Source organism: Pseudomonas rossensis (genome assembly GCF_039888995.1).
Lineage (GTDB): Bacteria > Pseudomonadota > Gammaproteobacteria > Pseudomonadales > Pseudomonadaceae > Aquipseudomonas > Aquipseudomonas rossensis.
In genome coordinates, this window is the sequence record NZ_JBBWCB010000037.1 from 15375 (window position 1) to 39023 (window position 23649).

Genomic DNA, 23649 nt, shown 5'->3' on the forward strand with positions numbered 1-23649 from the left:
CACTTGCCGCACCTCAGGTACTGAGGCATAAGGGAGCTTCAAATCGACAAGGATGTTTATCTTGCGCCTCTTCTTTCGCTTGCTGGTTCTGTTCTCAGTCCTGCTGGGGCTGAGCCTCGCTGTGGTTCTGTACTACGTCGCCAACCCGAAACTGCCGGCCTGGTCACCCGTGCAGCAAGTGCATTACCTGGAACAATGGAGCGCCAGCGACCGCGAGATTTACTACTTCACGCCCCAGGGCACTCAGGTCAAGGGCTTGCGCTATGACTGGTTCAAGGCCCTCGAATTGCCGTTCTCGCAACAGCGATTCGCCGCTCCCGAATACCTCGCCCGCTTCGGTTTTCTGATCGACCCCAGCCAGAGACCCACGCCGAACAACCCCGGCAATCTGCCAGTGGGCTTTGCCCGCCATCAGAACCCTGGAAGCCAGGACGAGTTTCTGGACATCACCTGCGCTGCCTGCCACACCGGCGAACTGCGCTTTAACGGCCAGGCCGTGCGCATCGATGGCGGTTCGGCGCAGCACGTTCTGCCATCCAGCGTTCCTACGTTACACGGCGGCAGTTTCGGACAAGCGCTGGTAGCGAGTCTGACGTCGACTTACTACAACCCATGGAAATTCGAACGTTTCGCACGCAACGTATTGGGCCAGGACTACGAGGCCCGGCATCAACAACTGCGCAAAGACGTCAAAGTCTCTCTCGATATCTTCTTGAAGGTGGCCTGGAACGACACCCATCGCGGGCTCTATCCCACCGAAGAAGGCCCCGGCCGCACCGACGCTTTCGGGCGCATTGCCAACGCCAGTTTCGGCGATGCGATTTCCCCCGCCAACTACCGTGTAGCCAATGCTCCGGTCGACTATCCGCAACTGTGGGACATGTGGACCTTCGACTGGGTGCAGTGGAACGGTTCGGCGCAGCAACCGATGGCCCGCAACATCGGTGAGGCCTTGGGTGTGGGTGCGACGCTGAATTTCTTCGACGTTAACGGCCAACCGCTTAAAGGAGACGCACGTTATCCGTCCAGTGTCCGCTTGCGCGATCTGCACCTGATCGAACAAACCCTGCAGCGGCTCAAACCCCCAGCCTGGCCGGAGGAACTGCTGGGCGCCATCGACAAGACCCAGGCAGCAAAAGGTCGCGAATTATTCACCGAGAACTGCGCCGGCTGCCATGTACCTCGATCGGTCCAGAGCGACGGGCGCTGGGTGCAACATTTGAAAATGCTGCCCGTGGAGTTCATCGGCACAGACCCGGGCGCGGCCAATAACATCGCCGACCATCGCTTCGACCTCACAGCCTTGCAATGGGACCCGGCAGAGCTGGCGCAACTGGATGTTCAGTTGCAGCCGACGCCCACTGAATCGCTGGATTTGAGCAAGCTCTCATCGGCTAAAGGGTTGGCCTACGTCACCGCTTTCGTCGGAAACCGGGCCTTCCGTGAAGCAAACATTCCTACGGCCGAACGACCGGACATGGACGGCTTCGGCCTGCCGATTGGCGTGCGCGAATTGCGCGCCTACAAGGCTCGACCATTGGCGGGAGTCTGGGCCACCGCGCCATTTCTGCATAACGGTTCGGTGCCGAGCATTTATCAGCTGCTCTCGCCCCAGGATGAACGCACAACCACCTTCTACAAGGGCACGTTCGAGTACGACCCGAGTCACCTCGGCTATCGCACCGAGGCTTTCACCAATGGATTTTTGTTCGACACGCGCATCACCGGCAATCACAACAGCGGCCACGAATTCCGGGCAGGCAAGCGTGGCAACGGCGTCATCGGTCGCCTGCTGCAGCCAGAAGAGCGCTGGGCGCTGCTGGAGTATCTGAAAGTGCTGGGCGGCCCGCTGGAGGCACAATTGCCATGAGCAGACTCTGGATGCGTTTTGGCGCCTTTCTCGGCAAAACCCTGTTGTGGTCGTTGGGTCTTGGATTGCTCGGCTGGGCGCTGGCCACGGCCTGGTTCGCCTGGCAGCACAGCGGCCCGGTTTCGGCTGAAGAACTGATTCCAGATGGCGAATCAGCGATGACCCAAGACATCATCCAGACGGCTGTGCGCATCGTCGATCAGCACCGTGAAAGCACCCGCTACCTGCGCGACGCCCATGCCAAGGCCCACGGCTGCGTGAAGGCAGAGGTTCAGGTGCTGCCGGATCTGGCGGGTGAACTGCGTCAGGGTGTGTTCAGCGAACCCGGAAAAACCTGGCAAGCGACGATGCGGCTGTCCAACGGCAATGCCTACCCGCAGTTCGACAGCATCCGCGATGCACGGGGCATGGCGATCAAGTTGCTCGATGTGCCCGGCAAACAACTGCTGAATGATCAGAAGAGTCGTGGCGAACAGGACTTCGTGATGTTCAGCCATCCGAATTTCTTCGTCAGCGATGTCGCCGAGTACCGTCAGAATGTAGCCGCACAGGCTGACGGCAAGAAGCTGATGGCGTTCTTTCCAGGTTGGGACCCACGGACCTGGCAGGTTCGCCATCTGTTTATCGCGCTGGCGACACTTTCACCCGCCCCGGAAAGCCCGGCCCAGACGACTTACTTTTCGGTTTCGCCCTACAAATTCGGCGAAGCCAATGCCAAGTTCCGCGTCATGCCCGATCCGGCAAGCTGCCCGACTTACACCCTGCCTGCGCAAAACCAGAAGTTGCCGAACTTCCTGCGCAATGCGCTGAACCAGCAACTGTCGACCGACCGGGTACCGGCCTGTTTCGTCCTGCAGATACAGCGCCAGGACCCGGCCAAGTACATGCCGATAGAAGACACGAGCATTGAGTGGCAGCAAAGCGATGCTCCATTCGAGACCGTGGCGCGGATCAAAGTACCCGCCCAGGACTTCGATACGCCTACGCTGAACGTGCAATGCGATAACCAGTCGTTCAACCCGTGGTTTGGCCTTGAGGCTCATCGCCCCATTGGCGGCATCAACCGGTTGCGCAAAGCCGTGTATGAAGCGGTGAGCGATTACCGGCACAGCCGTAATGGTGAGTAATCACTGCATCGCCTCCGGATCGACGGCCACGACGGTATCGGGAACGCTAACCCTACCGGCCCGTGGCCAGACCTTACTCGTATAAAGGACACCCAAGACCCCGGCAGCCGCCACCCAATCGACGAACGCCCTCGGACTCCGGCTTGGCAAAACGTAATACCGCCCCATCGGGCGTGCACAGAAACAGGCGATGATGAGGCGCAAGGGCAACCCGGCCAAGACCGACTCGCATGTCCGTGGGAGAGAAGAAGTTTTTATAAAGCTCGACGTCTGTGGAGGGCAGTCGGTTTACCGGGACCGGATTCATCGAGTGGTAGAAACCGTGAACGCGGAATGTTTCCGGGAGCATTGGATTACCGTGGTGATCCTTTGGGAAGAGAGCCTCCCGATTGAACGTGGCGTAATCGCTTGCAACAGGGAGGGTGACGACAAAAACTTTCTGCGTTTTGTGCTTGAGAACGATGCCGACCTGCTGCTGTGTAGTCGATAACTTTTGCATTTTCGTATGAAGATACCGAGCAACTTCCCTGGCATCCTTGAGGATCGGCCCACAGACCGGCATCAGACCGATCGGCGGATTTTGCTCCAATATGTCCTTCCTCCAGCTGGCTTTCAGCTCGCCCCTTACCCTCCAAAGATTACCTGGTACCACCGTGACGACCTCACCGGCTGCCACAGCCAACAAAATCAGAATGCTGCCTGGCACTGCACCTTTTTCATACAAGCTCTCGAAGGATTGAAGTCTGCCATCGGGCTTTCTCCCAAGCTGGCGTGACAACTCCTGCTCGAACCCTGAGTCTTTTAAGGTGTAAGAGATCAGGCCGCCAATCACTTCCAGACACGTAACATCTGGAAAATTTTCGACGCCGGGTCATCACTTCGAAAAGGTCGGAAATCGAAAAGAACAGCTTTCGCTGGATCCACTGTACGTTGCTTTCCTCCAGACCTCTGACCTTGTCGGCATGGGAAAGCAAGCGCGCTTCGAGGGTGTATCCGCCCGGAACCTCCAGCTCACCATTTTGCACTCACGGATACGACTAACGGAAAGTTCGGTTCTTTTTGTGCATCAGCACTTTCATCGGTGTACATCACCTCGGTGGCGCAAAAGAAGTGACCTTCCTCGTTTTTGAGGATAAACCCTGAGAACTCGGCGCCTCGTTGGCCTTGCAGCGACTCGTGCAAAAAGGCAGCGGCGTCATCGCAGGTTACGAAAATCGGATTCGACGCAAGGATCGAGTCGGTAGTGGAGGACGGAACAACACCTTCAGGAGGGGTGGATTTCATGATTACAGTCTCTCGGTAGGCGATGAACTTGCTCCATGACGGTATTTGTCATGGAAAACGCTGCCCATTGTCCGAAAGCTGCGTGCCTGGCAGGCACTACATAGTTATATCCACGGCACGCAGTGAAGGACTTCACCAAACCCCAGACAGCAAAAAGCCCGCATTAAGCGGGCTTTCTGTGGTGACCTGGCGTTCAGCGTTCCAGGTGACCGAATATGGCGCAGCGGACGGGACTCGAACCCGCGACCCCCGGCGTGACAGGCCGGTATTCTAACCGACTGAACTACCGCTGCGCGTAACACTGGAAGCGAATGGTGGGTGATGACGGGATCGAACCGCCGACATTCTGCTTGTAAGGCAGACGCTCTCCCAGCTGAGCTAATCACCCTTCACTTTCGGTGTGGCGCGCATTCTACGGAGCGACCACATCCCTGGCAAGCACTTTTTTAATTAATTTTTTCAGGCCTTCCAAAGGCTTAGAGAAGGGTTGGCCTATGGCGCCGCGAAGAGAATAATGCCCCCCTTTGTATAAAGGAGAGACTCGCCCCATGTGGTTCAAAAACCTGCTTATCTATCGCCTGACCCAAGATCTGCCTTTTGATGCCGAGGCGTTGGAAACTGCACTGGCCACCAAACTGGCGCGTCCATGTGCAAGCCAGGAGTTGACCACCTACGGTTTCGTCGCGCCATTCGGCAAGGGCGAAGATGCTCCGCTGGCGCACATCAGTGGCGACTTCCTGCTGATCGCTGCCCGTAAAGAAGAACGCATTCTGCCGGGCAGCGTCGTGCGCGACGCGGTGAAGGAAAAGGTCGAAGAGATCGAAGCCGAACAAATGCGCAAGGTCTACAAAAAGGAACGTGACCAGATCAAGGATGAAATCATCCAGGCCTTCCTGCCGCGCGCCTTTATTCGTCGATCGTCGACTTTCGCTGCCATCGCGCCGAAACAGGGCCTGATCCTGGTCAACTCGGCCAGCCCGAAACGTGCCGAAGACCTGTTGTCCACCCTGCGTGAAGTCATCGGCACGCTGCCGGTACGTCCGCTGACCGTGAAGATGTCCCCTACCGCGACCATGACCGAATGGGTCACCACCCAGAAAGCCGCGGACGATTTCTTCGTGCTGGACGAGTGCGAGCTGCGTGATACCCACGAAGACGGCGGCATCGTGCGTTGCAAGCGCCAGGACCTGACCAGCGAAGAAATCCAGTTGCACCTGAGCACCGGCAAAGTGGTCACTCAGCTGTCGCTGGCCTGGCAAGACAAGCTGTCTTTCGTGCTTGACGACAAGATGGTGGTCAAGCGCCTGAAGTTCGAAGACCTGCTGCAAGACCAGGCGGAACAGGACGGTGGCGAAGAAGCCCTCGGCCAACTGGACGCCAGCTTCACCCTGATGATGCTGACCTTCGGCGACTTCCTGCCGGGGCTGGTTGAAGCGCTGGGCGGTGAAGAGACTCCGCAGGGGATCTAAAAGCTTGTGATCTCAAACTGTGGGAGCGAGCCTGCTCGCGAAGGCGTCATGTCAGTCAGCATCATTGTTGAATGACAGACCGCTTTCGCGAGCAGGCTCGCTCCCACATTGGTTTGTGGTGTTACTTAATAACAAGGATCAGGCCATGCGTGCACTGGCTGCATTAAGTCGCTTTGTCGGCAACACCTTCGCTTACTGGGTACTGATTTTCGCCGTCGTGGCGTTCCTGCAACCGACCTGGTTCATCGGCCTGAAAGGCGCGATCGTACCGCTGCTGGGGCTGGTGATGTTCGGCATGGGCCTGACCCTCAAACTCGAAGACTTCGCCGAAGTCGCTCGCCATCCATGGCGCGTGGCCCTGGGCGTGGTTGCGCATTTCGTGATCATGCCCGGTGTGGCGTGGTTGCTCTGCCAGGCTTTCCACTTGTCGCCGGAGATCGCTGTCGGCGTCATCCTGGTCGGTTGCTGCCCTAGCGGCACCTCGTCGAACGTGATGACCTGGCTGGCCCGCGGCGATCTGGCGCTGTCGGTGGCCATCGCCGCTGTCACCACCCTCCTCGCCCCGCTGCTGACCCCGGCGCTGATCTGGTTGCTGGCCTCAGCCTGGTTGCCGGTGTCGTTCATGGAGCTGTTCTGGTCGATCCTGCAAGTGGTGCTGTTGCCGATCGTGCTTGGCGTGGTTGCCCAGCGCTTGCTGGGTGATCGGGTTCGCCATGCGGTGGAGGTTCTGCCGCTGATCTCGGTGGTAAGCATCGTCATTATCGTCACAGCCGTAGTGGCCGCCAGCCAGGCGAAGATTGCCGAATCCGGCCTGCTGATCATGGCCGTAGTGATGCTGCACAACAGCTTCGGCTATCTGCTGGGTTACTTCACCGGGAGGCTGTTCAAGTTGCCACTGGCCCAGCGTAAATCCCTGGCGCTGGAAGTCGGCATGCAGAACTCCGGGTTGGGTGCAGCGCTGGCCAGTGCGCACTTCTCACCGCTGGCGGCGGTGCCGAGTGCGTTGTTCAGCGTCTGGCACAACATCTCCGGGGCGCTGCTCTCGACCTATTTCCGCCGGATGAGCGAGAAAGAAGATCGGGAAACTGCGGCTCAACAGGCCACTGACTGATCCGGAAACTTGATCCCCAGGTTAATGATGGGCACTCTATTGCAAAACGCGAGGACGACCTCGCGGCTCGATCGAGTCATTAATCTGGGGACGACCCCGTCAATCGATGGAGGTCTCTCATGTCCTGGATCATTCTGTTTTTCGCCGGCCTGTTCGAAGTTGGCTGGGCTGTCGGCCTGAAATACACCGATGGCTTCAGCCGCCCTCTCCCCACCGCATTGACCGTTGCCGCCATGGCCATCAGCCTTGGCTTGCTGGGCCTTGCCATGAAGGAATTGCCGCTGGGCACGGCCTACGCGATCTGGACGGGTGTCGGTGCGGTCGGGACGGTAATTGCCGGGATCATTCTGTTCGGTGAATCCATGGCATTGTTCAGGCTCGCCAGTGTGGCGTTGATCATTTCCGGGCTGGTTGGGCTGAAGATCAGCGCCTGACTGATTGCTGCCATTACGAAAAAGCCCGCCCCCCTTTCGATACAGACAGGGGGAGCGGGCTTTTTCAATGGCGTGGATTAACGGATCAACTTTCGGCCAGCGCCCTGCGTTCACGCGCGACCGGGGCCTTTTCCGCATGCTCAAGCTGCATGCAGCGCTCCAGGAACAGGAACATGTAGTCGTAGCTCTTGCAGACGGCCTGACGCAATTCCACTTGCAGGGATTTGCTTGGGTTCATGCCCGCCAGCGTGCAGATGATTTCCAGGGCTTCCCACGGATGGGCATCGTCGTACTGGGCATGCATCTTCAACCACTTCATGGCCCGCTTGCGATCTTCCTCCGGGAATGAGGCCGCGTAGACACCACTGGAACAGACCAGCGCCGACCACTCCCCGGTCGCACCTTCAATGGCGTAGTTGGTGGCGGCAATGGCAACGATCAGCGAATCCGACGAACTGGTGTGCCAGCACCAGTGGCTCAAGGCGTGAAGCTCAGGGGCAACCTGTTGCGCTTGCAGATCTTCCAGGCTGACACCGTGAGCACGGCTCCAGTGCACCCAGTAATCGGCATGGTTCAATTCGACGCGTATGTTACGCATCAGCCAGCGACGCGCCATGTCTTCACCTGGATGGCGGGCAAAGCGAGTCTTGGTCAGGTTCTGTGCCATATATAACGCGAACTGTTCGACTACCGGCCAGCCACCAATCAGGTACTGGCGCATGGCCTTTGCACTGAGTTTGTTATCACGCAGACGCTGATACAGTTCGTGTTCGACAACCCGACGTTTGCTCTCGCTGCAATCCTGGATCAGGCGTTGAGCCCACGCGGGATAACTTGCAGCTTCCATGAGTGGTCCGGTTCGGTTGAATGTGTCGATCACTGTCGAGCTCCTTTTGATTGTGATTATAAGGATCAGCAAGAGATTTCAACGGAACGTGCCAGGCGCCTTGAATAACAAAGGCTGAGGCCTGGCTGGACGACTTTGTAAACTGTCGCAGGTAAACAAATGCGGGCGTTCAATAACATACCCTTGAGCGTAATCCACCCCGATCTCCAGCAATGCCTGCTCGATCTGGGGTGTTTCAACAAACTCGGCAATCGTACGCTTACCCATAACATGACCGATGTGATTGATCACTTCGACCATGGCGCGGTTAATCGGGTCGTCCAGCATATCCTTTACGAAACTCCCGTCGATCTTCAAGAAGTCTACAGGTAAATGTTTCAAGTATGCGAATGAGGACATTCCGGCGCAAAAGTCATCCAGTGAAAAATGGCAACCTAAACCTTTGAGTTCATTAATAAATCTGATTGCACTTCCGAGATTGGAAATGGCACTGGTTTCAGTGATTTCAAAACAAATCATTTCAGGCGGTATGGAGTAAGTAACAAACTGTTCACGCAGGAAGTGCAGAAACGCCTCATCTCCGATAGTTGTGCCTGACAGATTAATCGCACACATGGCCAATGGTCCTTTGTGCTGCTCGGCTATGCATTGGGCAATAATTTTGAAAACGTTCTGTACAACCCAGCGGTCAAGGGACGTCATCAGACCATAACGCTCAGCAGCCGGAATAAAACTGTCGGGCAAAATCATGCGTCCGGCTTCGTCATGCAGGCGCAACAGAATTTCGATATGTCCACCGCCCTTCTCGATATGACCAAGGGGCGCGATTTCCTGGGCGTACAGACAGAAGCGGTCTTCTTCCAGCGCCATGTGCAAACGCTGTACCCAAGCCATCTCGCCGAAGCGCAGGGACAGTTCCGAATCGTCGGCGTGATAGACCTGAACCCGATTGCGGCCCTTTTCCTTGGCCATGTAGCAGGCCATGTCGGCAGCGCGCAGCGAGGCTTCGAGAGTGGTCGGATTCTGAGCGATGTGAACCAGCCCGATGCTCACAGTGGTCACGAATGGTCGGCCTTTCCAGACGAAGTGCAGGTTCTGCACGGTCTGACGCAGGCCTTCGGCGATTTTTTCGGCGGCTTCCGGGGCGTAGTTCTCCAGCAGGATGCCAAACTCGTCGCCACCCAGGCGGGCCAGGGTATCGCCTTCGCGCAAACCGGATTGCAGCAACGCACAGATATGCCGAAGCAGCTCGTCACCCGCCGCGTGGCCGCAGGTATCGTTGACCAGTTTGAACTGATCCAGATCGAGGAACATCAAGGCATGGCGCCCCGACTGCCGCGCCAGGATGTGCAGCGCCTGCTCCAGGCGATATTCGAACTCGCGGCGGTTGGCGAGCCCGGTCAAGGCGTCATGGGTCGCCTGCCAGGACAGATTGGCAATGTACTGTCGCTCCTGGGTCATGTCGTGCAGCACCAGCACCGTGCCGCTGACCTTGCCGGCGTTGCGGATCGGAGCACCGACCAGGGTAACCGAAACCGTGCTGCCATCCAGGCGCTGGATCAGTTTTGAGTGTTCGCTGCCACCGCTCAGCTGTCCGCTCAAAATGTGCTCGATCAACGTGAAGCCATCGGCCTGAGCGTTCTCGTCCAGCAGATTGAACAGCGCCGCCAGCGGCAAACCCGTCGCCTGCTCGGCCTTCCAGTGAGTCAACGCCTCGGCGGCCGGGTTCATGTAGGCGATCGCGCCTTCGACATTCGTGGTGATCACGCCATCGCCAATCGATTGAAGGGTGATCTGCGCCCGGTCCTTCTCCAACTGCAGGGCCTCGGCGAACGCATTGCGGTGCTTGAGCAGTTTGTGGGTGCGCATCAAGGCCAGCGCAATCAAGCCCAGGGCGGTGGCGAGGTTGGTCACCAGCAGCAGCCGCAGGATCACCCGTGAACCTTCGCCCAAGGCATCGCTGAAGGCTTTCGCCGCCGGTGTCACACCCTCGTTGATGGCGAATATCTGGTCTTTCCAGCGCTTGATGTCAACCTCGGCGGCCTGATTGACAGGAATGTGCTGATGCATTTCCTTCGCAACGTCATCGAGTTGCACCAGGTACGCGTCGCCCACCGTCCAAAGGTCGATAGCTTTTTCGAGGTAACTGAAATGCCGGAAATTGAGGTAAAGCCAGATCACACTGGAGACGTCATCCGGGTGGTTACCTCCCTTGAGGATCGCCACCCGTGCCGCTTCGATATTAGGTGGCCGATGATCCAGCGCCACACGCAACTCGTGGCCCCCCTGCGGTACGGCAATGGCGTACTGATATTTGAGGAAAATCGTCTCGTCGCGGCTGTCGGCGTAGAGATTGAGGTAATAGATGGCGTCTTTTTGGCCTTTGGACCACAGGCTTTCACCGGCAACGTAGCCGCGAACCGCCGACAGAACATACAGGCTGACACCACCCAGCAAGGCTTGAAATAACACGACGGCAATAAATGGCCAGACGATGCCCAACAACCGTGGCGTTCCGAGAGTCCGCGCTTGATTCATGAGGTCCCTTGTTTTAGCACTGCCAGATCATCATCCAACGTGATCGCTACAGCTAGACTAGGGTGCGTTCTTGATCCCGGCAAGCGAGTAGCCGCTCCCGCTGTGGGGAAGTGTCTATAAGTCGCTGTTTTTTTGGAGCGCAGCAGACAAACAAAGGAAGGCGCATCTACTCACTTCAAAACGGGCATCGTCGGAAAAAGAGGCTGTGCGCATTGGCTAGTGCTGCTGCAAATGCCCATAAAGCTTGGCGTACAACCCCCCATCAGCAATCAATTGCTGATGGTCGCCATCCTCGGCAATTTGTCCGCCATCAAACACCAGCACCCGATCAGCCTGCTTCACCGCGGACAACCGGTGCGCAATGATCAGCGTGGTGCGGTTGCTCAAGAACCGCGCCAGCGCCTGGTGCAGGTTGTATTCGGTGGCGGCATCCAGTGCCGAGGTGGCTTCGTCGAGGATCACCACCTTGGGCTCGGCCAGGACCATCCGCGCAATCGCCAGGCGTTGACGCTGCCCGCCGGATAACCGCACGCCGGAACGTCCGACGATGCTGTCCAGGCCGTTGGGCAACTCACTCACCGTGTGGTGCAACTGAGCAATCTCCAAAGCCTGCCAGCAGGCTTCGTCGCTGCGTTCGCGGCCCATGGTCAGGTTGGCGCGGATGGTGTCGTTGAACAGCGCCGGATGTTGCAGGACCACGGCGACATTTTCCCGAACGGTTTCCAGACCGATTTCCTGCTGGGTCGAGCCGCCGAAACGGATCGTCCCGGCGAGCGGCGTGTACAAGCCCAGCAGCAACTGCACCAGGGTACTTTTGCCACCGCCGCTGGCACCCACGATCGCGACTTTCTCACCGGGAGCGATCGACAGGTCCATCTGATTCAACACCAGTTCGTCGCCGTAGCCGAAACTCAATCCCTGGACTTCGATGCCAACGGTTTCGCGACCGTTGAACGGGTCCACTCCGCCCGGATATTCAGGCTCATCGGCCCGGGCCAGCAACTCGTTGATCCGCGACAGCGCGCCGCTGGCGGCGTAGTAGGCGTATTGCAGATTCAGCAGTTGTTCCACCGGGCCGATCATGAACCAGAGGTAGCTGAACACCGCAAGCATCTGGCCGATGGACAGGTCGGAAAACAGCACAGTGAGCATCGCCGCCGCACGGAAAATATCGATGCCGAACTGGAACAGCAAGCCGCTTGCACGGTTCGAGGCATCGGTTTTCCACTGCGAGATCACCGCGTAATCGCGTACTTCCCGGGCGCGTTGACCCAGGCGCCCGAGGAAAAAGCGCTGACGATTGCCGGCGCGTACTTCCTGAATGGAATCGAGGGTTTCGGTGAGTGCCTGGGTGAAACGCGAGGTGCTGTCGTTCTCGAGTTTCTTCAGGTGCTTGACCCGCTTGCCCAACTGCACCGTGGCGTAGATCACCAACGGGTTGAACAGCAGGATCAGCAACGCCAGCTTCCAGTGCATCCACATCAGGATGGAGGCGGTGCCGACCAGGGTCAGCATGGCCACGAGGAAACGACTGAGGGTTTCGCCAACGAATTTGTCCAGCGTGTCCAGGTCGGTTACCAGGTGGGTAGTGACCGTGCCGCTGCCCAGGCTTTCATATTCACTCAGCGAAATACGCTTGAGCCGGTCGATCAGCCGCAGGCGAATGCGGTACACGATGTCCTTGGCCAGCGCCGCGAACAACCGCGCCTGTACGACGTTGAACAGCAAAGCGGCGCAACGCAGACCCAGCGTCACCAGCAACATAAGGCCGATGTAACCCGCGGCTTTCTGCCAGTTTTCGGGCAACGCGTGGTTCATGATCTTCAGCGCGGTGTCGCCGTGGCCCAGCAGCACTTCGTCGACCAGCAACGGCAAGAGCAAGGGGATCGGCACGCTGCACAGGGTTGCCAGCACCGCCACGCCGTTGGCAATCCACAGGGATTTCTTGTGATGCAGCGCCAGGCGGCGGATTTCCACCCAGCTCAGACGGTCGACACGTGTAGCGGTTGGGGCGTCGTCGGGCAGATCATGCACAGGCAGCGCGCTCCAGCCAGCGGCCGAGCAACGGAGACAATACGCTGAGAGGCTGATAGCCATTGGTCAACAGCGCCAGTTGACCATCACGCTCAGCCAGCAATGTAGGGAAACCGGCAATGCCCAGGTCCTGGACCCAGGTGAAATCGCCAGCCGTCGCGGCGTGTTGATCGGCACGGTCGAACGCAGCGGCGAACTCGATGCGCGGTAGACCGGCTTGCTCCGCCAGTTCCACCAGAACACTGGCGTGCGTGACATCTCGACCTTCGGCGTAAAACGCGTGCTGAATCAGCCCGAGCAGTTTCCACGCGCAATCCGGGGCCAGGCTGCGTGCGGTCACCAACGCCCGACAGGCAGGTTCGGTGTCGTACACAAAGCCATCAGGCAACGCCCCTTCGATTTTGAACGGCTGGCCGGTGGCCTTGGTGACCGCCTGCCAATGTTCAAGAATGTAGCGCCGGGTGGTCGGCTCCAGCGCCGAACCACTGCCGGTGCGCAAACCACCCACCACCAAGTGCACGTCCACACCCGCCGCCTGCGCCTGCTCGACCAGCGCGTTGGCGACTGGCGCAAAGCCCCAGCACCAGGAACACATCGGGTCCATCACATAGAGCAGGCGTTGTGCAGACATGATTCAAGCCTCGGAAGGAGTTTGCTTGTAGTTGTAGCCGATCGGATGAGGCAGGTTGCGCGCTTTGGCCAGTTCGATCTGCTTCTGCCGATCAATGGCGCTGCGGCGGGTTTTCTCGCTGAGCGTATCCCAGCAATGCGGGCAACTGATGCCGGCCACATAGTGCTCGGATGTGCGGTCTTCGACGCTGATCGGTGTACGACAGGCATGACATTGATCGTAGTCGCCTTCGCTGAGGTCGGGACGAACGGTCACGCGGTTATCGAACACGAAGCAGTCGCCCTGCCATTTGGTTTCTTCCTGCGGCACCTCTTCGAGGTACTTCAGGATGCCGCCCTTGAGGTGATAAACCTCGTCGAAGCCTTGGCTGAGCATGTAGCTCGAGGCCTTTTCACAACGAATGCCGCCGGTGCAGAACATCGCGACTTTCTTGTGCACGGCCGGGTCGAAGTTGGCTTTGATGTAGTCGGGGAATTCGCGAAAACTGGTGGTCTTCGGGTCGATGGCGCCTTCAAAGGTGCCGATCGAGACTTCGTAGTCGTTGCGGGTGTCGATCAACAGCACTTCAGGATCGCTGATCAAGGCGTTCCAGTTCTCTGGATCGACGTAGGTGCCGACCTTTTTGTTGGGGTCCACGCCTTCAACGCCGAGGGTGACGATTTCTTTCTTGAGTTTGACTTTGGTGCGATAGAACGGCTGATCGTCGCAGTACGACTCTTTGTGGTCGATGTCGTCCATGCGTGGATCGTTCTTGAGCCAGGCCATCAGCCCGTCGATGCCTTCGCGGCTGCCGGACACGGTGCCGTTGATGCCTTCTTCAGCGATCAGCAGCGTGCCTTTGATGCCGTTGTCGACCATCGCTTGCAGCAATGGCTCGCGCAGGGCGACGTAATCTTCCAGAGTGACGAACTTATACAGTGCCGCCACGACAATCTGTTGTGTCATGGGTGATTCTCCAGGTGGCTACCCTCGTAAGGGGTGAACCGGATGCGAAAAAAAACGCGCCGGGTGAGCGGCGCGTTGCGGATTCTAGCAAAAATAAATGTTTCTCTGTAGGAGCACGGCTTGCCGGCGAAGGCGATCTTGAATACGCCTTCGCGGGCAAGCCTCGCTCCTACCTGCCGCCAGCACAGGTTGGCGAGGCGGGAGCCGCGTCGATCTGTGCCCATTCCTCTGGTGTGTAGGTATGCAGCGCCAACGCATGGAATTCGCCCATCAGCTCGCCGAGCGTGCCGTAGACTTTTTGGTGACGCTTGACCCGGTTGAGCCCTTCGAACTGCTGGCTGACCACCACGGCCTTGAAGTGGGTCTGCAACCCACGGCTGTGCATGTGGCTTTCATCCAACACTTGCAGATGCTGCGGCTGCAACAGGGCCAGCGTCGATTCGATGCGTTGTTGCATGGTCATACCGAACTCCGCTTAAGGCTTTTTCTTGGCGGGAGCGGCGGCGCCTTTAGGCTCCAGCTCGGCCGTCATGTCAGCCAGCAGTTTGTTGACCACAGGCACTGCGCTTTCCAGCTTGGCTTGAGTCATCTGGGCCGATTGCTGAGTCAGCTGCGGCATTTTTTCCAGGACTTTCTTGCCCAGTGGCGATTTGTAGAACGCGACCAGGTCTTTCAGCTCGGATTCGCTGAAGTTGGTGGTGTAGAGCTTGACCATGTCCGGCTTCAGCTTGTTCCAGCCAATGGCTTGGTCCAGCGCGGCGTTGGCTTTGGCCTGGTAGGTTTCCAGCAGGGCTTTTTTCGACTCGGGGGCTTTGGTCTGTTCAAAGCGCTGAGCGAACATTTGCTGCACTTGCATGTACACCGGGGTGCCCAATTTGTCAGCGTGCGCCAGGGTCAGGAAAGCCTCGGCACTGGCGTTGTGGCTGGCGGTATCGGCAAAAACAGGGCCGCTGGCGCAAACCAGTGCAACCGCGGTACAGATGGCACGAAGACGAGTCATCGAGTTTCCTTTTCTAGCAGGCGAGGTAAAACCCCAAGGGCGTCCATTCTGCGCCTAAAAAAGTGTGTCACTCAACCCCAAGCCTTATCAGGACTGATTTAGAGGGTTGAACGGTCAAAATCCAGACTGATGGAACCACGGCCGGCGATCACGGCCTAAACTGCGCTATCGACCTACAGGAGTGCGCAAGATGAGCCGTATCGAAACCGACAGCCTTGGTGAAGTGAACGTCCCGGATGACGCCTACTGGGGCGCTCAGACCCAACGTTCGCTGATCAACTTTGCCATCGGTCAGGAACGCATGCCCCTGGCGGTACTGCACGCCCTGGCGCTGATCAAAAAGGCCGCGGCGCGGGTCAATGACCGCAACGGTGACCTGCCCGCGGACATCGCCCGGCTGATTGAACAGGCCGCCGACGAAGTGCTCGACGGCAGCCACGACGACCAGTTTCCGCTGGTGGTCTGGCAGACCGGCAGCGGCACCCAGAGCAACATGAACGTCAACGAAGTGATCGCCGGACGCGCCAACGAACTGGCCGGTAATCCTCGCGGCGGCAAAACGCCGGTCCACCCCAACGATCACGTCAATCGCTCTCAAAGCTCCAACGACTGCTTCCCGACCGCCATGCACATCGCCGCCGTCCAGGCTGTGCAACAGCAGTTGCTGCCAGCGATCGGAGAACTGTCGGGCGGGTTGGCGGAGTTGTCTGCGCGGCACATGAAACTGGTCAAGACCGGTCGCACCCACATGATGGACGCGACGCCGATTACCTTCGGTCAGGAACTCTCGGCGTTCATCGCGCAACTGGATTACGCCGAGCGGGCGATCCGCAGCGCGCTGCCGGCCGTGTGTGAACTGGCACAGGGCGGCACCGCCGTCGGCACTGGGCTGAATTCGCCCCATGGTTTCGGCGAAGCCATCGCGGCCGAGCTGGCCGCCCTCTCCGGCCTGCCGTTCGTCACCGCACCGAATAAGTTTGCCGCCCTGGCTGGCCATGAACCGCTGACGACATTGTCCGGCGCGTTGAAAACCCTTGCCGTGACCCTGATGAAAATCGCCAACGACCTGCGCCTGCTCGGCTCCGGACCGCGAGCAGGCTTTGCCGAAGTGAAACTGCCAGCCAACGAACCGGGCAGCTCGATCATGCCGGGCAAGGTCAATCCAACTCAGTGCGAAGCGCTATCGATGCTGGCTTGTCAGGTCTTGGGCAACGACGTCGCCATTGGTTTTGCAGCGAGTCAGGGCCATTTGCAATTGAACGTGTTCAAACCGGTGATCATCCACAATCTGCTGCAATCGATCCGCCTGTTGGGCGATGGCTGCAGCAACTTCCAACAGCATTGCATCGCCGGCCTGGAACCGGATGCAGAGAAAATGGCTGAGCATCTGGAGCGTGGGTTGATGTTGGTGACAGCGCTGAATCCGCACATTGGTTATGACAAATCGACGGAAATCGCCAAAAAGGCTTACGCAGAAGGGCTGACGTTACGAGAAGCGGCGTTGCAGCTAGGTTACCTGACGGATGAAGAGTTTGATGCGTGGGTAAGGCCTGAGAATATGCTTGAGGCCGGTGCCAAGGGTTAAGATTTTCGGCGCCTGACACTCCGTCATCGCGGGCAAGCCACGCTCCCACAGGTTATGTGTTGATCCCGGATATTGTGATCGACACAAAACCTGTGGGAGCGTGGCTTGCCCGCGAAGAACGATAACGCGGTCTAACTGGCCGCCATCCGCACCTTTCGGGCCCTGAGCCCGGCAATCAGCGAAGGCCCCAACGCCACCAGCGCCGACCCCAGTACCACCAGCACCGCCCCGCCATAACCCAGACCGTTGATCGTCTCGGCGTGCACATAGTCCGGCCATAACCACGCCGCCACGGCCACCGCAGCGAACGTCACCAACGGCGTAATCGCCAACGTCGCACTGACCCGCGACGCCTCCCAATGGGCCAGAGCCTCAGCAAACGCGCCATAGGCGATCAGGGTGTTCATGCAGCACGCCAGCAGTAGCCAGCCTTGCAGCGGACTCAGTTGCAGCGCTTCCAGCGGATGCACCCACGGCGTCAGCAACAGCGCGCAGAACAGGTAAATCACCATCATCACCTGCAACGAATTCCACACCGTGAGCAATTGCTTCTGGCCCAAGGCGTAGAAGGTCCAGACCGTGGACGCCAACAGCACCAGCAGCACACCGGCGGTGTAATCGGTCAGCGAGGTGAGCAACTCGGCCAAGCGCTGATTGAAAAACAGCGCGAAGCCGATCAGCAGCACCAGCAGGCCAATCCCCTGCCCCACGCTGAACCGTTCCTTGAACACAAACAGACTGGCGATCAGCAACATGATCGGCCCCATCTGCACCACCAGTTGCGCGGTGCCGGGGCTGAGCAGGTTCAGGCCCATCAGGTACAGCACGTAGTTGCCCACCAAGCCGAGCACCGCCATCAACACCAACCAGCCTCCGCGCGGGCCGAGCACTTTGCGACTCGGCAGGCGCCTGGTCACCGCCAGGTAAATGAACAGGCACCCGCCGGACACGATCAAGCGAAACCAGGTCACCGTCACCGGGTCCATCACCAGCAGCACTTGCTTGAGTTTGATCGGCAGGATTCCCCACAGCAACGCGGTCACCAAGGCCAGGAACAGACCGTAAACCCAGCGACCCGATGAAATGTGCATGGCGAACCCCGAAGCCAAGTGGCGAGAAAGGTCATTCTAGGCTTAGCGTTGATCGGCACACAGGGACAGTTCGCCGCTGGCCGCGAATGAAACTGTGCAGGTCGCATCATTAATTTGGCGCTATGCCGTCGATCGGTTGGCGAGGCGTTGCAAGTGGTTCATGCATAAGCTCAATGAGTTCGCCAGCAGGAACATCACTCAGGAGATCGCCATGTACGGCATGCGCGCCCAGGACAATGCCCCAGCCACGCACTTTCGCTGTGACCGGGTGTGTCGTGTGAATGGGGAGTTGTATTTCAGCACCCGTGAAAACACCCTGGAGGGGCCGTTTGAAAACCCGGAGAAATTGGCGCGGGAGATTCAGGCCTATATCGAGCGGATGCTGCTTTTGCGTATGAGCCTTTAGACCGTGGCGCCTCCATTCGCGAGCAGGCCCGCTCCCACACTTGATCTCTGTCACACACGAGATCCCTGTGGGAGCGAGCCTGCTCGCGAAGGCGGTTAATCAGGCAACAAAAAACTGGGGGATTTAACGCACCGCCTCAAACAACCCGGTCGCGCCCATCCCGCCACCCACACACATGGTGACGATGCCGTAACGCAGATTACGCCGCTGCAATTCACGCACAAGGTGCCCAACCTGACGCGAACCGGTCATGCCGAACGGATGACCGATGGAAATCGAGCCGCCGTTGACGTTGTACTTGTCGTTATCGATCTCCAGCCGATTGCGGCTGTACAGGCACTGGGACGCGAAGGCTTCGTTGAGTTCCCACAGATCAATGTCGGCAATCTGCAAACCCTTGGCCTTCAGCAACTTCGGCACCGAAAACACCGGGCCGATGCCCATTTCATCCGGCTCGCAGCCGGCCACGGTGAAACCACGGAAAAATGCCTTCGGCTTCAGCCCCAATTCCAGGGCTTTTTCCAGGCTCATGACCAGCGTCATCGACGCGCCATCGGACAGCTGAGAAGAATTGCCCGCCGTCACCGAACCGTCTTCGGCAAACACCGGCTTCAATCCCGCCAAGCTTTCCAGGGTGGTGCCTGGGCGATTGCAGTCGTCGCGATCGACGATGCCGTCAAGGATCTGCACCTGACCGGTGGCCTTGTCTTCAACGCGATACTTCACCGCCATCGGCACGATTTCATCGTCAAACAATCCAGCGGCCTGAGCCTGAGCGGTACGTTGCTGACTTTGCAGCGCGTACAGGTCCTGTTCTTCGCGGCTGACGTTATAACGACGTGCAACGATTTCGGCCGTCTGCCCCATCGGGAAATAAATGCCTGGCACCTGCTCTTTAAGCAGCGGATTGATCAGGTTGTCAGTGTTGATACTTTTCATGGTCAGGCTGATGGACTCGACGCCACCGGCGACGATGATGTCACTGCAACCCGAAGCGATCTGGTTGGCGGCGATAGCGATCGCCTGCAAGCCCGAAGAGCAAAAACGGTTGAGTGTCATACCGGCAGTGCCCGTACCCAGACGCGACAGCACCGCGACGTTGCGACCGATGTTGAACCCCTGGCCGCCTTCGTTGGAGCCGGCGCCGACGATGCAATCCTCGACGCTGGCCGGGTCAATGCCAGTGCGCTCGAGCAGCGCATTGATGCAGTGAGCCGCCATGTCGTCCGGACGGGTCTGGTTGAACTTGCCGCGAAAGGATTTGGCCAGGCCGGTCCGCACGCTGTCGACGATCACCACTTCACGCATGGCATACCTCATTGTTGTTGTCGGTTGAGAGTGGACCGAGCATAAGTCCACTGCATTACCGACCGCGACAATCATTCACCCCGCGTATGCGTGACCATCGCTCACTTCTTGTGCTGCTTCACTTTCCTGTTGTGTTTGTCGGACTTTTCGAAAGCCTGTTCCAGCGCCAGATTGATGGTGCGCAGGACTTTGACCCGCGCCCAGCGCTTGTCATTGGCTTCCACCAGCGTCCAGGGCGATATCTCGGTGCTGGTGCGATCAACCATGTCACCGACCGCCGCCCGGTAGGCGTCCCATTTATCACGATTGCGCCAATCATCTTCGGTGATCTTGAAACGCTTGAAGGGGATCTGTTCGCGTTCCTGGAAACGCTCCAGCTGGGTCTCCTTGTCGATGGCCAGCCAAAACTTGACCACGATCACCCCGGCATCGGCGATCTGCTCTTCGAAATCGTTGATTTCACCGTAGGCGCGTAACCAGTCCGCCGGGCTGCAAAAGCCTTCGATGCGCTCCACCAGCACCCGGCCATACCAGGACCGGTCGAACACGGTAAATTTTCCCCGCGCCGGAATATGTCGCCAGAAACGCCAAAGATACGGATGCGCCCGTTCCTCCTCGGTGGGCGCGGCGATCGGCACGATGCTGTATAGACGTGGGTCCAGCGCTGCGGCAACCCGCCGGATCGCCCCGCCCTTGCCCGCTGCGTCGTTGCCTTCGAACACCGCCACCAGAGCGTGCCGGCGCATGCGTTTGTCGCGCATCAGTCCGGAAAACCGAGCTTGCTCGGTGATCAACTGCTCTTCGTAATCGTCCTTGTCCAGGCGCAGGGTCATGTCGAGGCTATCGAGCAGGTTCAACTGATCGACGCTGCTGCCCAAGGGTGCGGCGCTGACCTTGACGGGGTGAATCCTGGGCCGATTCAGAGCGCTTTGCAGGCCTTCGAGCAAAATCTTGCCCACCGCCAGGCTTCGGTAGCGTGCATCCATGCCTTCGATCACATGCCATGGCGCGTAGTCGCGGCTGGTGCGGCGCAGCACACGTTCGCCGTACTTCACGAACTTGTCGTAGGTCTGGGATTGTTGCCAGTCCAGCGGGCTGATGCGCCAGCTGTGCAGCGGGTCGTCTGCCAAGGACTTGAGCCGTGCTTTCATTTGTTTCTTGGAGAGGTGGAACCAGAACTTGAAGATCAGCGCGCCTTCGTCGCACAACATCTTTTCCAGTCGCTCCGCCGCGTTGATGCCTTGATCGAGCCTGGGATCCTTGAACAAGCCATGAACCCGGCCTTGCAGCATCTGGCTGTACCAGTTGCCGAAGAAAATCCCCATGCGACCCTTCGCCGGGAGCATCCGCCAGTAGCGCCAGGCCGGTGGCCGCGCCAGCTCTTCGTCGGTCTGCTGGTCGAAGGTGCGGACCTCGATCGAGCGCGGGTCCATCCATTCATTGAGCAACTTGACCGTCTCGCCCTTGCCCGCCCCTTCGATGCCGTTGATCAGAATGATCACCGGAAAACGGCTCTGCTGCCGAAGTTCGAACTGCGCTTCGAGCAGGGCTTCACGCAGGGCCGGCACTTCGGCCTCATAGGTTTCTTTGTCGATGGCGTGACCGATTTCGGCGGATTCGAACATGGAGGGCTCCCTTTCCAGATTGAGCAAGACTAACGGAAGTTCAAGGTTTGCGGTGATGCAAAAATGGCCAAAAGATCGCAGCCTGCGGCAGCTCCTACGCGGGATTGGCGTACACCCGCAGGAGCTGCCGCAGGCTGCGATCTTTTGCGGTCACCACCATTTTGTACAAGCACGCCATCCTGAGGCTTGCCATGGATCAAGCACCGTCCCGGCGATCAGCTAGAATGGCCGCCTTGCCGTTGCCGAGCCTGCCATGAAACCTGTATTGCCCCACGCCCAGCTCGACTGGGACGACCAAGGGCTCCCGCGCTCGCGGGTGTTCGATGATGTGTATTTTTCCGATCTGTCGGGGCTGGACGAAACCCGCTACGTGTTCCTCGAACAGAACGCGTTGCGTGAACGCTTTGCCGCGTTGCCGGCCGGCGGTCGACTGGTGATTGGCGAAACCGGTTTCGGCACCGGGCTGAATTTCCTTTGCGCCTGGCAGTTGTTCGAACAGCACGCGGTGGCCGGAGCACGACTGCATTTTGTCAGTGTCGAAAAGTACCCGCTGAGCCTGCCCGACCTGCAGCGTGCCCTGGCCTTATGGCCGGAGCTCAAACTGTTTGCCGATCAACTGCTGACGCAATACATCGCAATCCACCCAGGCTTCCAGCGCCTGGTGCTGGACAACGGCCGCGTAACCCTGACCCTGCTGATCGGCGATGCGCTGGAACAATTGCCGCAACTGGACGCGCAGATTGACGCCTGGTTTCTCGACGGTTTTGCCCCGGCGAAAAACCCTGACATGTGGACCGCCGAGCTGTTCGCCGAACTGGCACGTCTGGCGGCCCCCGGCTCGACCATCAGCACTTTCACCAGCACCGGTTGGGTGCGCCGCCTGCTGAACGCGGCAGGTTTCAAGATGAAACGCACGCCCGGCATCGGCCACAAATGGGAGATTTTGCAGGGCGTGTTCCTCGGCTGGCCTGAGGAAGCCCCGGTGCCCACCCTGGCTAAACCGTGGTTTGCACGTCCGACGCCACTGACCGGCGAACGTCGTGCCATGGTGATCGGCGCCGGCCTGGCCGGTTGCGCCACGGCCGCCAGTCTCGCGGCGCGGGGTTGGCAAGTCAGTCTGCTGGAGCGTCACGATGCGCTGGCGCAAGAAGCCTCGGGCAATCCACAGGGCGTGCTGTACCTCAAGCTTTCGGCCCATGGCACCGCGTTGTCGCAGTTGATTGTCAGTGGTTTCGGTCACACCCGACGCTTGCTTGAACATCTGCAACGGGGCGTCGACTGGGACGATTGCGGGGTCTTGCAACTGGCCTTCAACGCCAAGGAAGCCGAGCGTCAGGCGCAATTGGCCGCCGCCTTTTCGCCAGACCTGGTGCACGTGCTAGATCAAACGCAGGCCCAGGCTCAGGCCGGCGTCGCCTTGGAACACGGCGGGTTATTTTTCCCGGAAGGCGGCTGGGTTCATCCGCCGGAGTTGTGCCATTGGCAGGCGTCTTCGGCGAACATCCTGTGGCTGCCCCATCGCGATGTACTGGAACTGCGCAAGGTTGATGATCAGTGGCAGGCCTGGGACGGTGATGATTTGCTGGCCAGTGCCCCCGTGGTGATCCTGGCCGGCGCCGCCGAGATCAAGCGTTTTCCACACAGCGCCGAGCTGCCCCTCAAACGCATTCGTGGCCAGATCACCCGACTGGCGCAAACACCTGAAAGCCAGAGCCTGGCCACCGTCGTCTGCGCCGAAGGCTATGTGGCACCGGCTCGACTGGGCGAACACACCCTCGGCGCCAGCTTCGACTTCAAGAGCGATGACCTGACCCCGACCCTCGCCGAACACCTCGGCAACCTCGCCTTGCTCGAGGAAATCTCCCCCGACCTGGCCATGCGACTGCATGCTCAGGAACTGGACCCGCTGCAGCTTGAAGGACGCGCCGCGTTCCGCTGCACCAGTCCGGACTACCTGCCGATCGTTGGCCCGTTGGCCGAGCAAGCAGCGTTCGCCGACGCCTACGCCGTACTGAGCAAGGACGCCCGACAAGTGCCGGACATTCCCTGCCCCTGGCTTGAGGGTTTTTACGTCAACAGCGGCCACGGTTCTCGCGGCCTGATCACCGCGCCACTGTCGGGTGAGCTGCTTGCAGCATGGATCGAAAACGAACCGCTGCCCCTGCCCAGAACGGTCGCCGAGGCCTGCCATCCCAACCGTTTCGCCGTGCGCCAGTTGATCCGCGGAAAAGTCTGACGGTTCGCCTTATAACTTATCGGTCTAAAACTCCGGGGATTCAGCCGGGTCAGTTTCTGAGTACCCGCCGTTTTTGGCGCGGTATCGATTGACCCTCCCCAACGGAAA

General features: G+C 59.0%; 20 protein-coding genes and 2 tRNA genes. 8 read left to right on the forward strand and 14 right to left on the reverse strand.

Annotated elements, in window-relative coordinates:
* The first annotated feature begins 61 nt into the window (after positions 1-61).
* Both WLY71_RS12355 and WLY71_RS12360 read left to right on the forward strand, forming a co-directional pair.
* A complete protein-coding gene (locus WLY71_RS12355) occupies positions 62-1870 on the forward strand; it encodes a di-heme-cytochrome C peroxidase (protein ID WP_347803766.1) in 1809 nt (602 codons plus the stop codon).
* Entirely contained in the window at positions 1867-2997 is a 1131-nt protein-coding gene (locus WLY71_RS12360; protein ID WP_347803767.1) for a catalase family protein, read from the forward strand. Before WLY71_RS12355 ends, WLY71_RS12360 begins: the two co-directional genes overlap by 4 nt.
* A gap of 73 nt (positions 2998-3070) precedes the next feature.
* Here the strand turns inward: WLY71_RS12360 and WLY71_RS12365 are convergent, their stop codons facing one another.
* The 4 genes from WLY71_RS12365 to WLY71_RS12380 form a co-directional block, all read right to left on the reverse strand.
* Positions 3071-3829: a hypothetical protein gene (locus WLY71_RS12365; RefSeq protein ID WP_347803768.1), complete on the reverse strand. Its 759-nt coding sequence runs from the start codon at positions 3827-3829 to the stop codon at positions 3071-3073.
* Between the two features lie 179 nt (positions 3830-4008).
* Positions 4009-4281 (reverse strand): hypothetical protein, encoded by a 273-nt coding sequence (locus WLY71_RS12370; protein WP_347803769.1) that lies wholly within the window; start codon positions 4279-4281, stop codon positions 4009-4011.
* A 216-nt stretch (positions 4282-4497) separates the two neighbouring features.
* Positions 4498-4574, reverse strand: a tRNA-Asp gene (locus tag WLY71_RS12375).
* Positions 4575-4593: 19 nt separating this feature from the next.
* Positions 4594-4669, reverse strand: a tRNA-Val gene (locus tag WLY71_RS12380).
* A 160-nt stretch (positions 4670-4829) separates the two neighbouring features.
* On the opposite strand from WLY71_RS12380, the gene rdgC reads away from it, so the two are divergent.
* From rdgC to sugE, 3 genes are all read left to right on the forward strand, one after another.
* Positions 4830-5750, forward strand: a complete 921-nt coding sequence (rdgC, locus tag WLY71_RS12385; RefSeq protein WP_347803770.1) for a recombination-associated protein RdgC — start codon at positions 4830-4832, stop codon at positions 5748-5750.
* A 145-nt stretch (positions 5751-5895) separates the two neighbouring features.
* Entirely contained in the window at positions 5896-6861 is a 966-nt protein-coding gene (locus WLY71_RS12390) for a bile acid:sodium symporter family protein (RefSeq protein WP_347803771.1), read from the forward strand.
* A gap of 119 nt (positions 6862-6980) precedes the next feature.
* A complete protein-coding gene (sugE, locus tag WLY71_RS12395; RefSeq protein ID WP_008151200.1) occupies positions 6981-7295 on the forward strand; it encodes a quaternary ammonium compound efflux SMR transporter SugE in 315 nt (104 codons plus the stop codon).
* 85 nt (positions 7296-7380) lie between these two features.
* Here the strand turns inward: sugE and WLY71_RS12400 are convergent, their stop codons facing one another.
* From WLY71_RS12400 to WLY71_RS12430, 7 genes are all read right to left on the reverse strand, one after another.
* Positions 7381-8142 (reverse strand): iron-containing redox enzyme family protein, encoded by a 762-nt coding sequence (locus tag WLY71_RS12400; RefSeq protein ID WP_425589921.1) that lies wholly within the window; start codon positions 8140-8142, stop codon positions 7381-7383.
* Between the two features lie 78 nt (positions 8143-8220).
* Positions 8221-10680 (reverse strand): EAL domain-containing protein, encoded by a 2460-nt coding sequence (locus tag WLY71_RS12405; protein WP_347803773.1) that lies wholly within the window; start codon positions 10678-10680, stop codon positions 8221-8223.
* A 216-nt stretch (positions 10681-10896) separates the two neighbouring features.
* Positions 10897-12714 (reverse strand): ABC transporter ATP-binding protein, encoded by a 1818-nt coding sequence (locus WLY71_RS12410; protein WP_347803774.1) that lies wholly within the window; start codon positions 12712-12714, stop codon positions 10897-10899.
* Positions 12707-13345, reverse strand: coding sequence for a DsbA family protein (locus WLY71_RS12415; RefSeq protein ID WP_347803775.1), 639 nt, complete (start codon positions 13343-13345; stop codon positions 12707-12709). The genes WLY71_RS12410 and WLY71_RS12415 overlap by 8 nt, the downstream gene beginning before the upstream one ends.
* A 3-nt stretch (positions 13346-13348) precedes the next feature.
* Positions 13349-14290 carry an oxygen-dependent tRNA uridine(34) hydroxylase TrhO gene (gene trhO / locus WLY71_RS12420; RefSeq protein WP_347803776.1) on the reverse strand — a complete coding sequence of 314 codons (942 nt, stop codon included), beginning with the start codon at positions 14288-14290 and terminating at the stop codon, positions 13349-13351.
* Positions 14291-14459: 169 nt separating this feature from the next.
* Positions 14460-14753 (reverse strand): BolA family protein, encoded by a 294-nt coding sequence (locus WLY71_RS12425; protein WP_347803777.1) that lies wholly within the window; start codon positions 14751-14753, stop codon positions 14460-14462.
* A 12-nt stretch (positions 14754-14765) separates the two neighbouring features.
* Entirely contained in the window at positions 14766-15290 is a 525-nt protein-coding gene (locus WLY71_RS12430; protein ID WP_109633752.1) for a DUF2059 domain-containing protein, read from the reverse strand.
* 190 nt (positions 15291-15480) lie between these two features.
* Here WLY71_RS12430 and WLY71_RS12435 point away from each other — a divergent pair, with 190 nt between their 5' ends.
* Positions 15481-16875: a class II fumarate hydratase gene (locus WLY71_RS12435; protein WP_347803778.1), complete on the forward strand. Its 1395-nt coding sequence runs from the start codon at positions 15481-15483 to the stop codon at positions 16873-16875.
* A gap of 131 nt (positions 16876-17006) precedes the next feature.
* On the opposite strand, the gene WLY71_RS12440 is transcribed toward WLY71_RS12435, so the two are convergent.
* Entirely contained in the window at positions 17007-17966 is a 960-nt protein-coding gene (locus tag WLY71_RS12440) for a DMT family transporter (protein ID WP_347803779.1), read from the reverse strand.
* A gap of 211 nt (positions 17967-18177) precedes the next feature.
* On the opposite strand from WLY71_RS12440, the gene WLY71_RS12445 reads away from it, so the two are divergent.
* Positions 18178-18372, forward strand: coding sequence for a DUF6316 family protein (locus tag WLY71_RS12445; protein ID WP_347803791.1), 195 nt, complete (start codon positions 18178-18180; stop codon positions 18370-18372).
* 123 nt (positions 18373-18495) lie between these two features.
* Here the strand turns inward: WLY71_RS12445 and WLY71_RS12450 are convergent, their stop codons facing one another.
* Both WLY71_RS12450 and pap read right to left on the reverse strand, forming a co-directional pair.
* Complete coding sequence (locus WLY71_RS12450; RefSeq protein WP_347803780.1) at positions 18496-19680, reverse strand: thiolase family protein; 1185 nt, start codon at positions 19678-19680, stop codon at positions 18496-18498.
* Positions 19681-19781: 101 nt separating this feature from the next.
* A complete protein-coding gene (gene pap, locus WLY71_RS12455; protein ID WP_347803781.1) occupies positions 19782-21305 on the reverse strand; it encodes a polyphosphate:AMP phosphotransferase in 1524 nt (507 codons plus the stop codon).
* Positions 21306-21558: 253 nt separating this feature from the next.
* Between pap and mnmC the strand changes: the two genes are divergently transcribed.
* Complete coding sequence (gene mnmC, locus WLY71_RS12460; RefSeq protein ID WP_347803782.1) at positions 21559-23541, forward strand: bifunctional tRNA (5-methylaminomethyl-2-thiouridine)(34)-methyltransferase MnmC2/FAD-dependent 5-carboxymethylaminomethyl-2-thiouridine(34) oxidoreductase MnmC1; 1983 nt, start codon at positions 21559-21561, stop codon at positions 23539-23541.
* The last annotated feature ends 108 nt before the right edge of the window (positions 23542-23649 follow it).

Bases quoted from the DNA above. Each gene is read 5' to 3' on its own strand.
- WLY71_RS12360 (WP_347803767.1), top strand. From the start codon at position 1,867: ATGAGCAGACTCTGGATGCGTTTTGGCGCCTTTCTCGGCAAAACCCTG.
- WLY71_RS12370 (WP_347803769.1), bottom strand. From the start codon at position 4,281: ATGAAATCCACCCCTCCTGAAGGTGTTGTTCCGTCCTCCACTACCGAC.
- rdgC (WP_347803770.1), top strand. From the start codon at position 4,830: ATGTGGTTCAAAAACCTGCTTATCTATCGCCTGACCCAAGATCTGCCT.
- WLY71_RS12390 (WP_347803771.1), top strand. From the start codon at position 5,896: ATGCGTGCACTGGCTGCATTAAGTCGCTTTGTCGGCAACACCTTCGCT.
- sugE (WP_008151200.1), top strand. From the start codon at position 6,981: ATGTCCTGGATCATTCTGTTTTTCGCCGGCCTGTTCGAAGTTGGCTGG.
- WLY71_RS12400 (WP_425589921.1), bottom strand. From the start codon at position 8,142: ATGGAAGCTGCAAGTTATCCCGCGTGGGCTCAACGCCTGATCCAGGAT.
- WLY71_RS12405 (WP_347803773.1), bottom strand. From the start codon at position 10,680: ATGAATCAAGCGCGGACTCTCGGAACGCCACGGTTGTTGGGCATCGTC.
- WLY71_RS12415 (WP_347803775.1), bottom strand. From the start codon at position 13,345: ATGTCTGCACAACGCCTGCTCTATGTGATGGACCCGATGTGTTCCTGG.
- trhO (WP_347803776.1), bottom strand. From the start codon at position 14,290: ATGACACAACAGATTGTCGTGGCGGCACTGTATAAGTTCGTCACTCTG.
- WLY71_RS12425 (WP_347803777.1), bottom strand. From the start codon at position 14,753: ATGACCATGCAACAACGCATCGAATCGACGCTGGCCCTGTTGCAGCCG.
- WLY71_RS12430 (WP_109633752.1), bottom strand. From the start codon at position 15,290: ATGACTCGTCTTCGTGCCATCTGTACCGCGGTTGCACTGGTTTGCGCC.
- WLY71_RS12435 (WP_347803778.1), top strand. From the start codon at position 15,481: ATGAGCCGTATCGAAACCGACAGCCTTGGTGAAGTGAACGTCCCGGAT.
- WLY71_RS12440 (WP_347803779.1), bottom strand. From the start codon at position 17,966: ATGCACATTTCATCGGGTCGCTGGGTTTACGGTCTGTTCCTGGCCTTG.
- WLY71_RS12445 (WP_347803791.1), top strand. From the start codon at position 18,178: ATGTACGGCATGCGCGCCCAGGACAATGCCCCAGCCACGCACTTTCGC.
- WLY71_RS12450 (WP_347803780.1), bottom strand. From the start codon at position 19,680: ATGCGTGAAGTGGTGATCGTCGACAGCGTGCGGACCGGCCTGGCCAAA.
- pap (WP_347803781.1), bottom strand. From the start codon at position 21,305: ATGTTCGAATCCGCCGAAATCGGTCACGCCATCGACAAAGAAACCTAT.
- mnmC (WP_347803782.1), top strand. From the start codon at position 21,559: ATGAAACCTGTATTGCCCCACGCCCAGCTCGACTGGGACGACCAAGGG.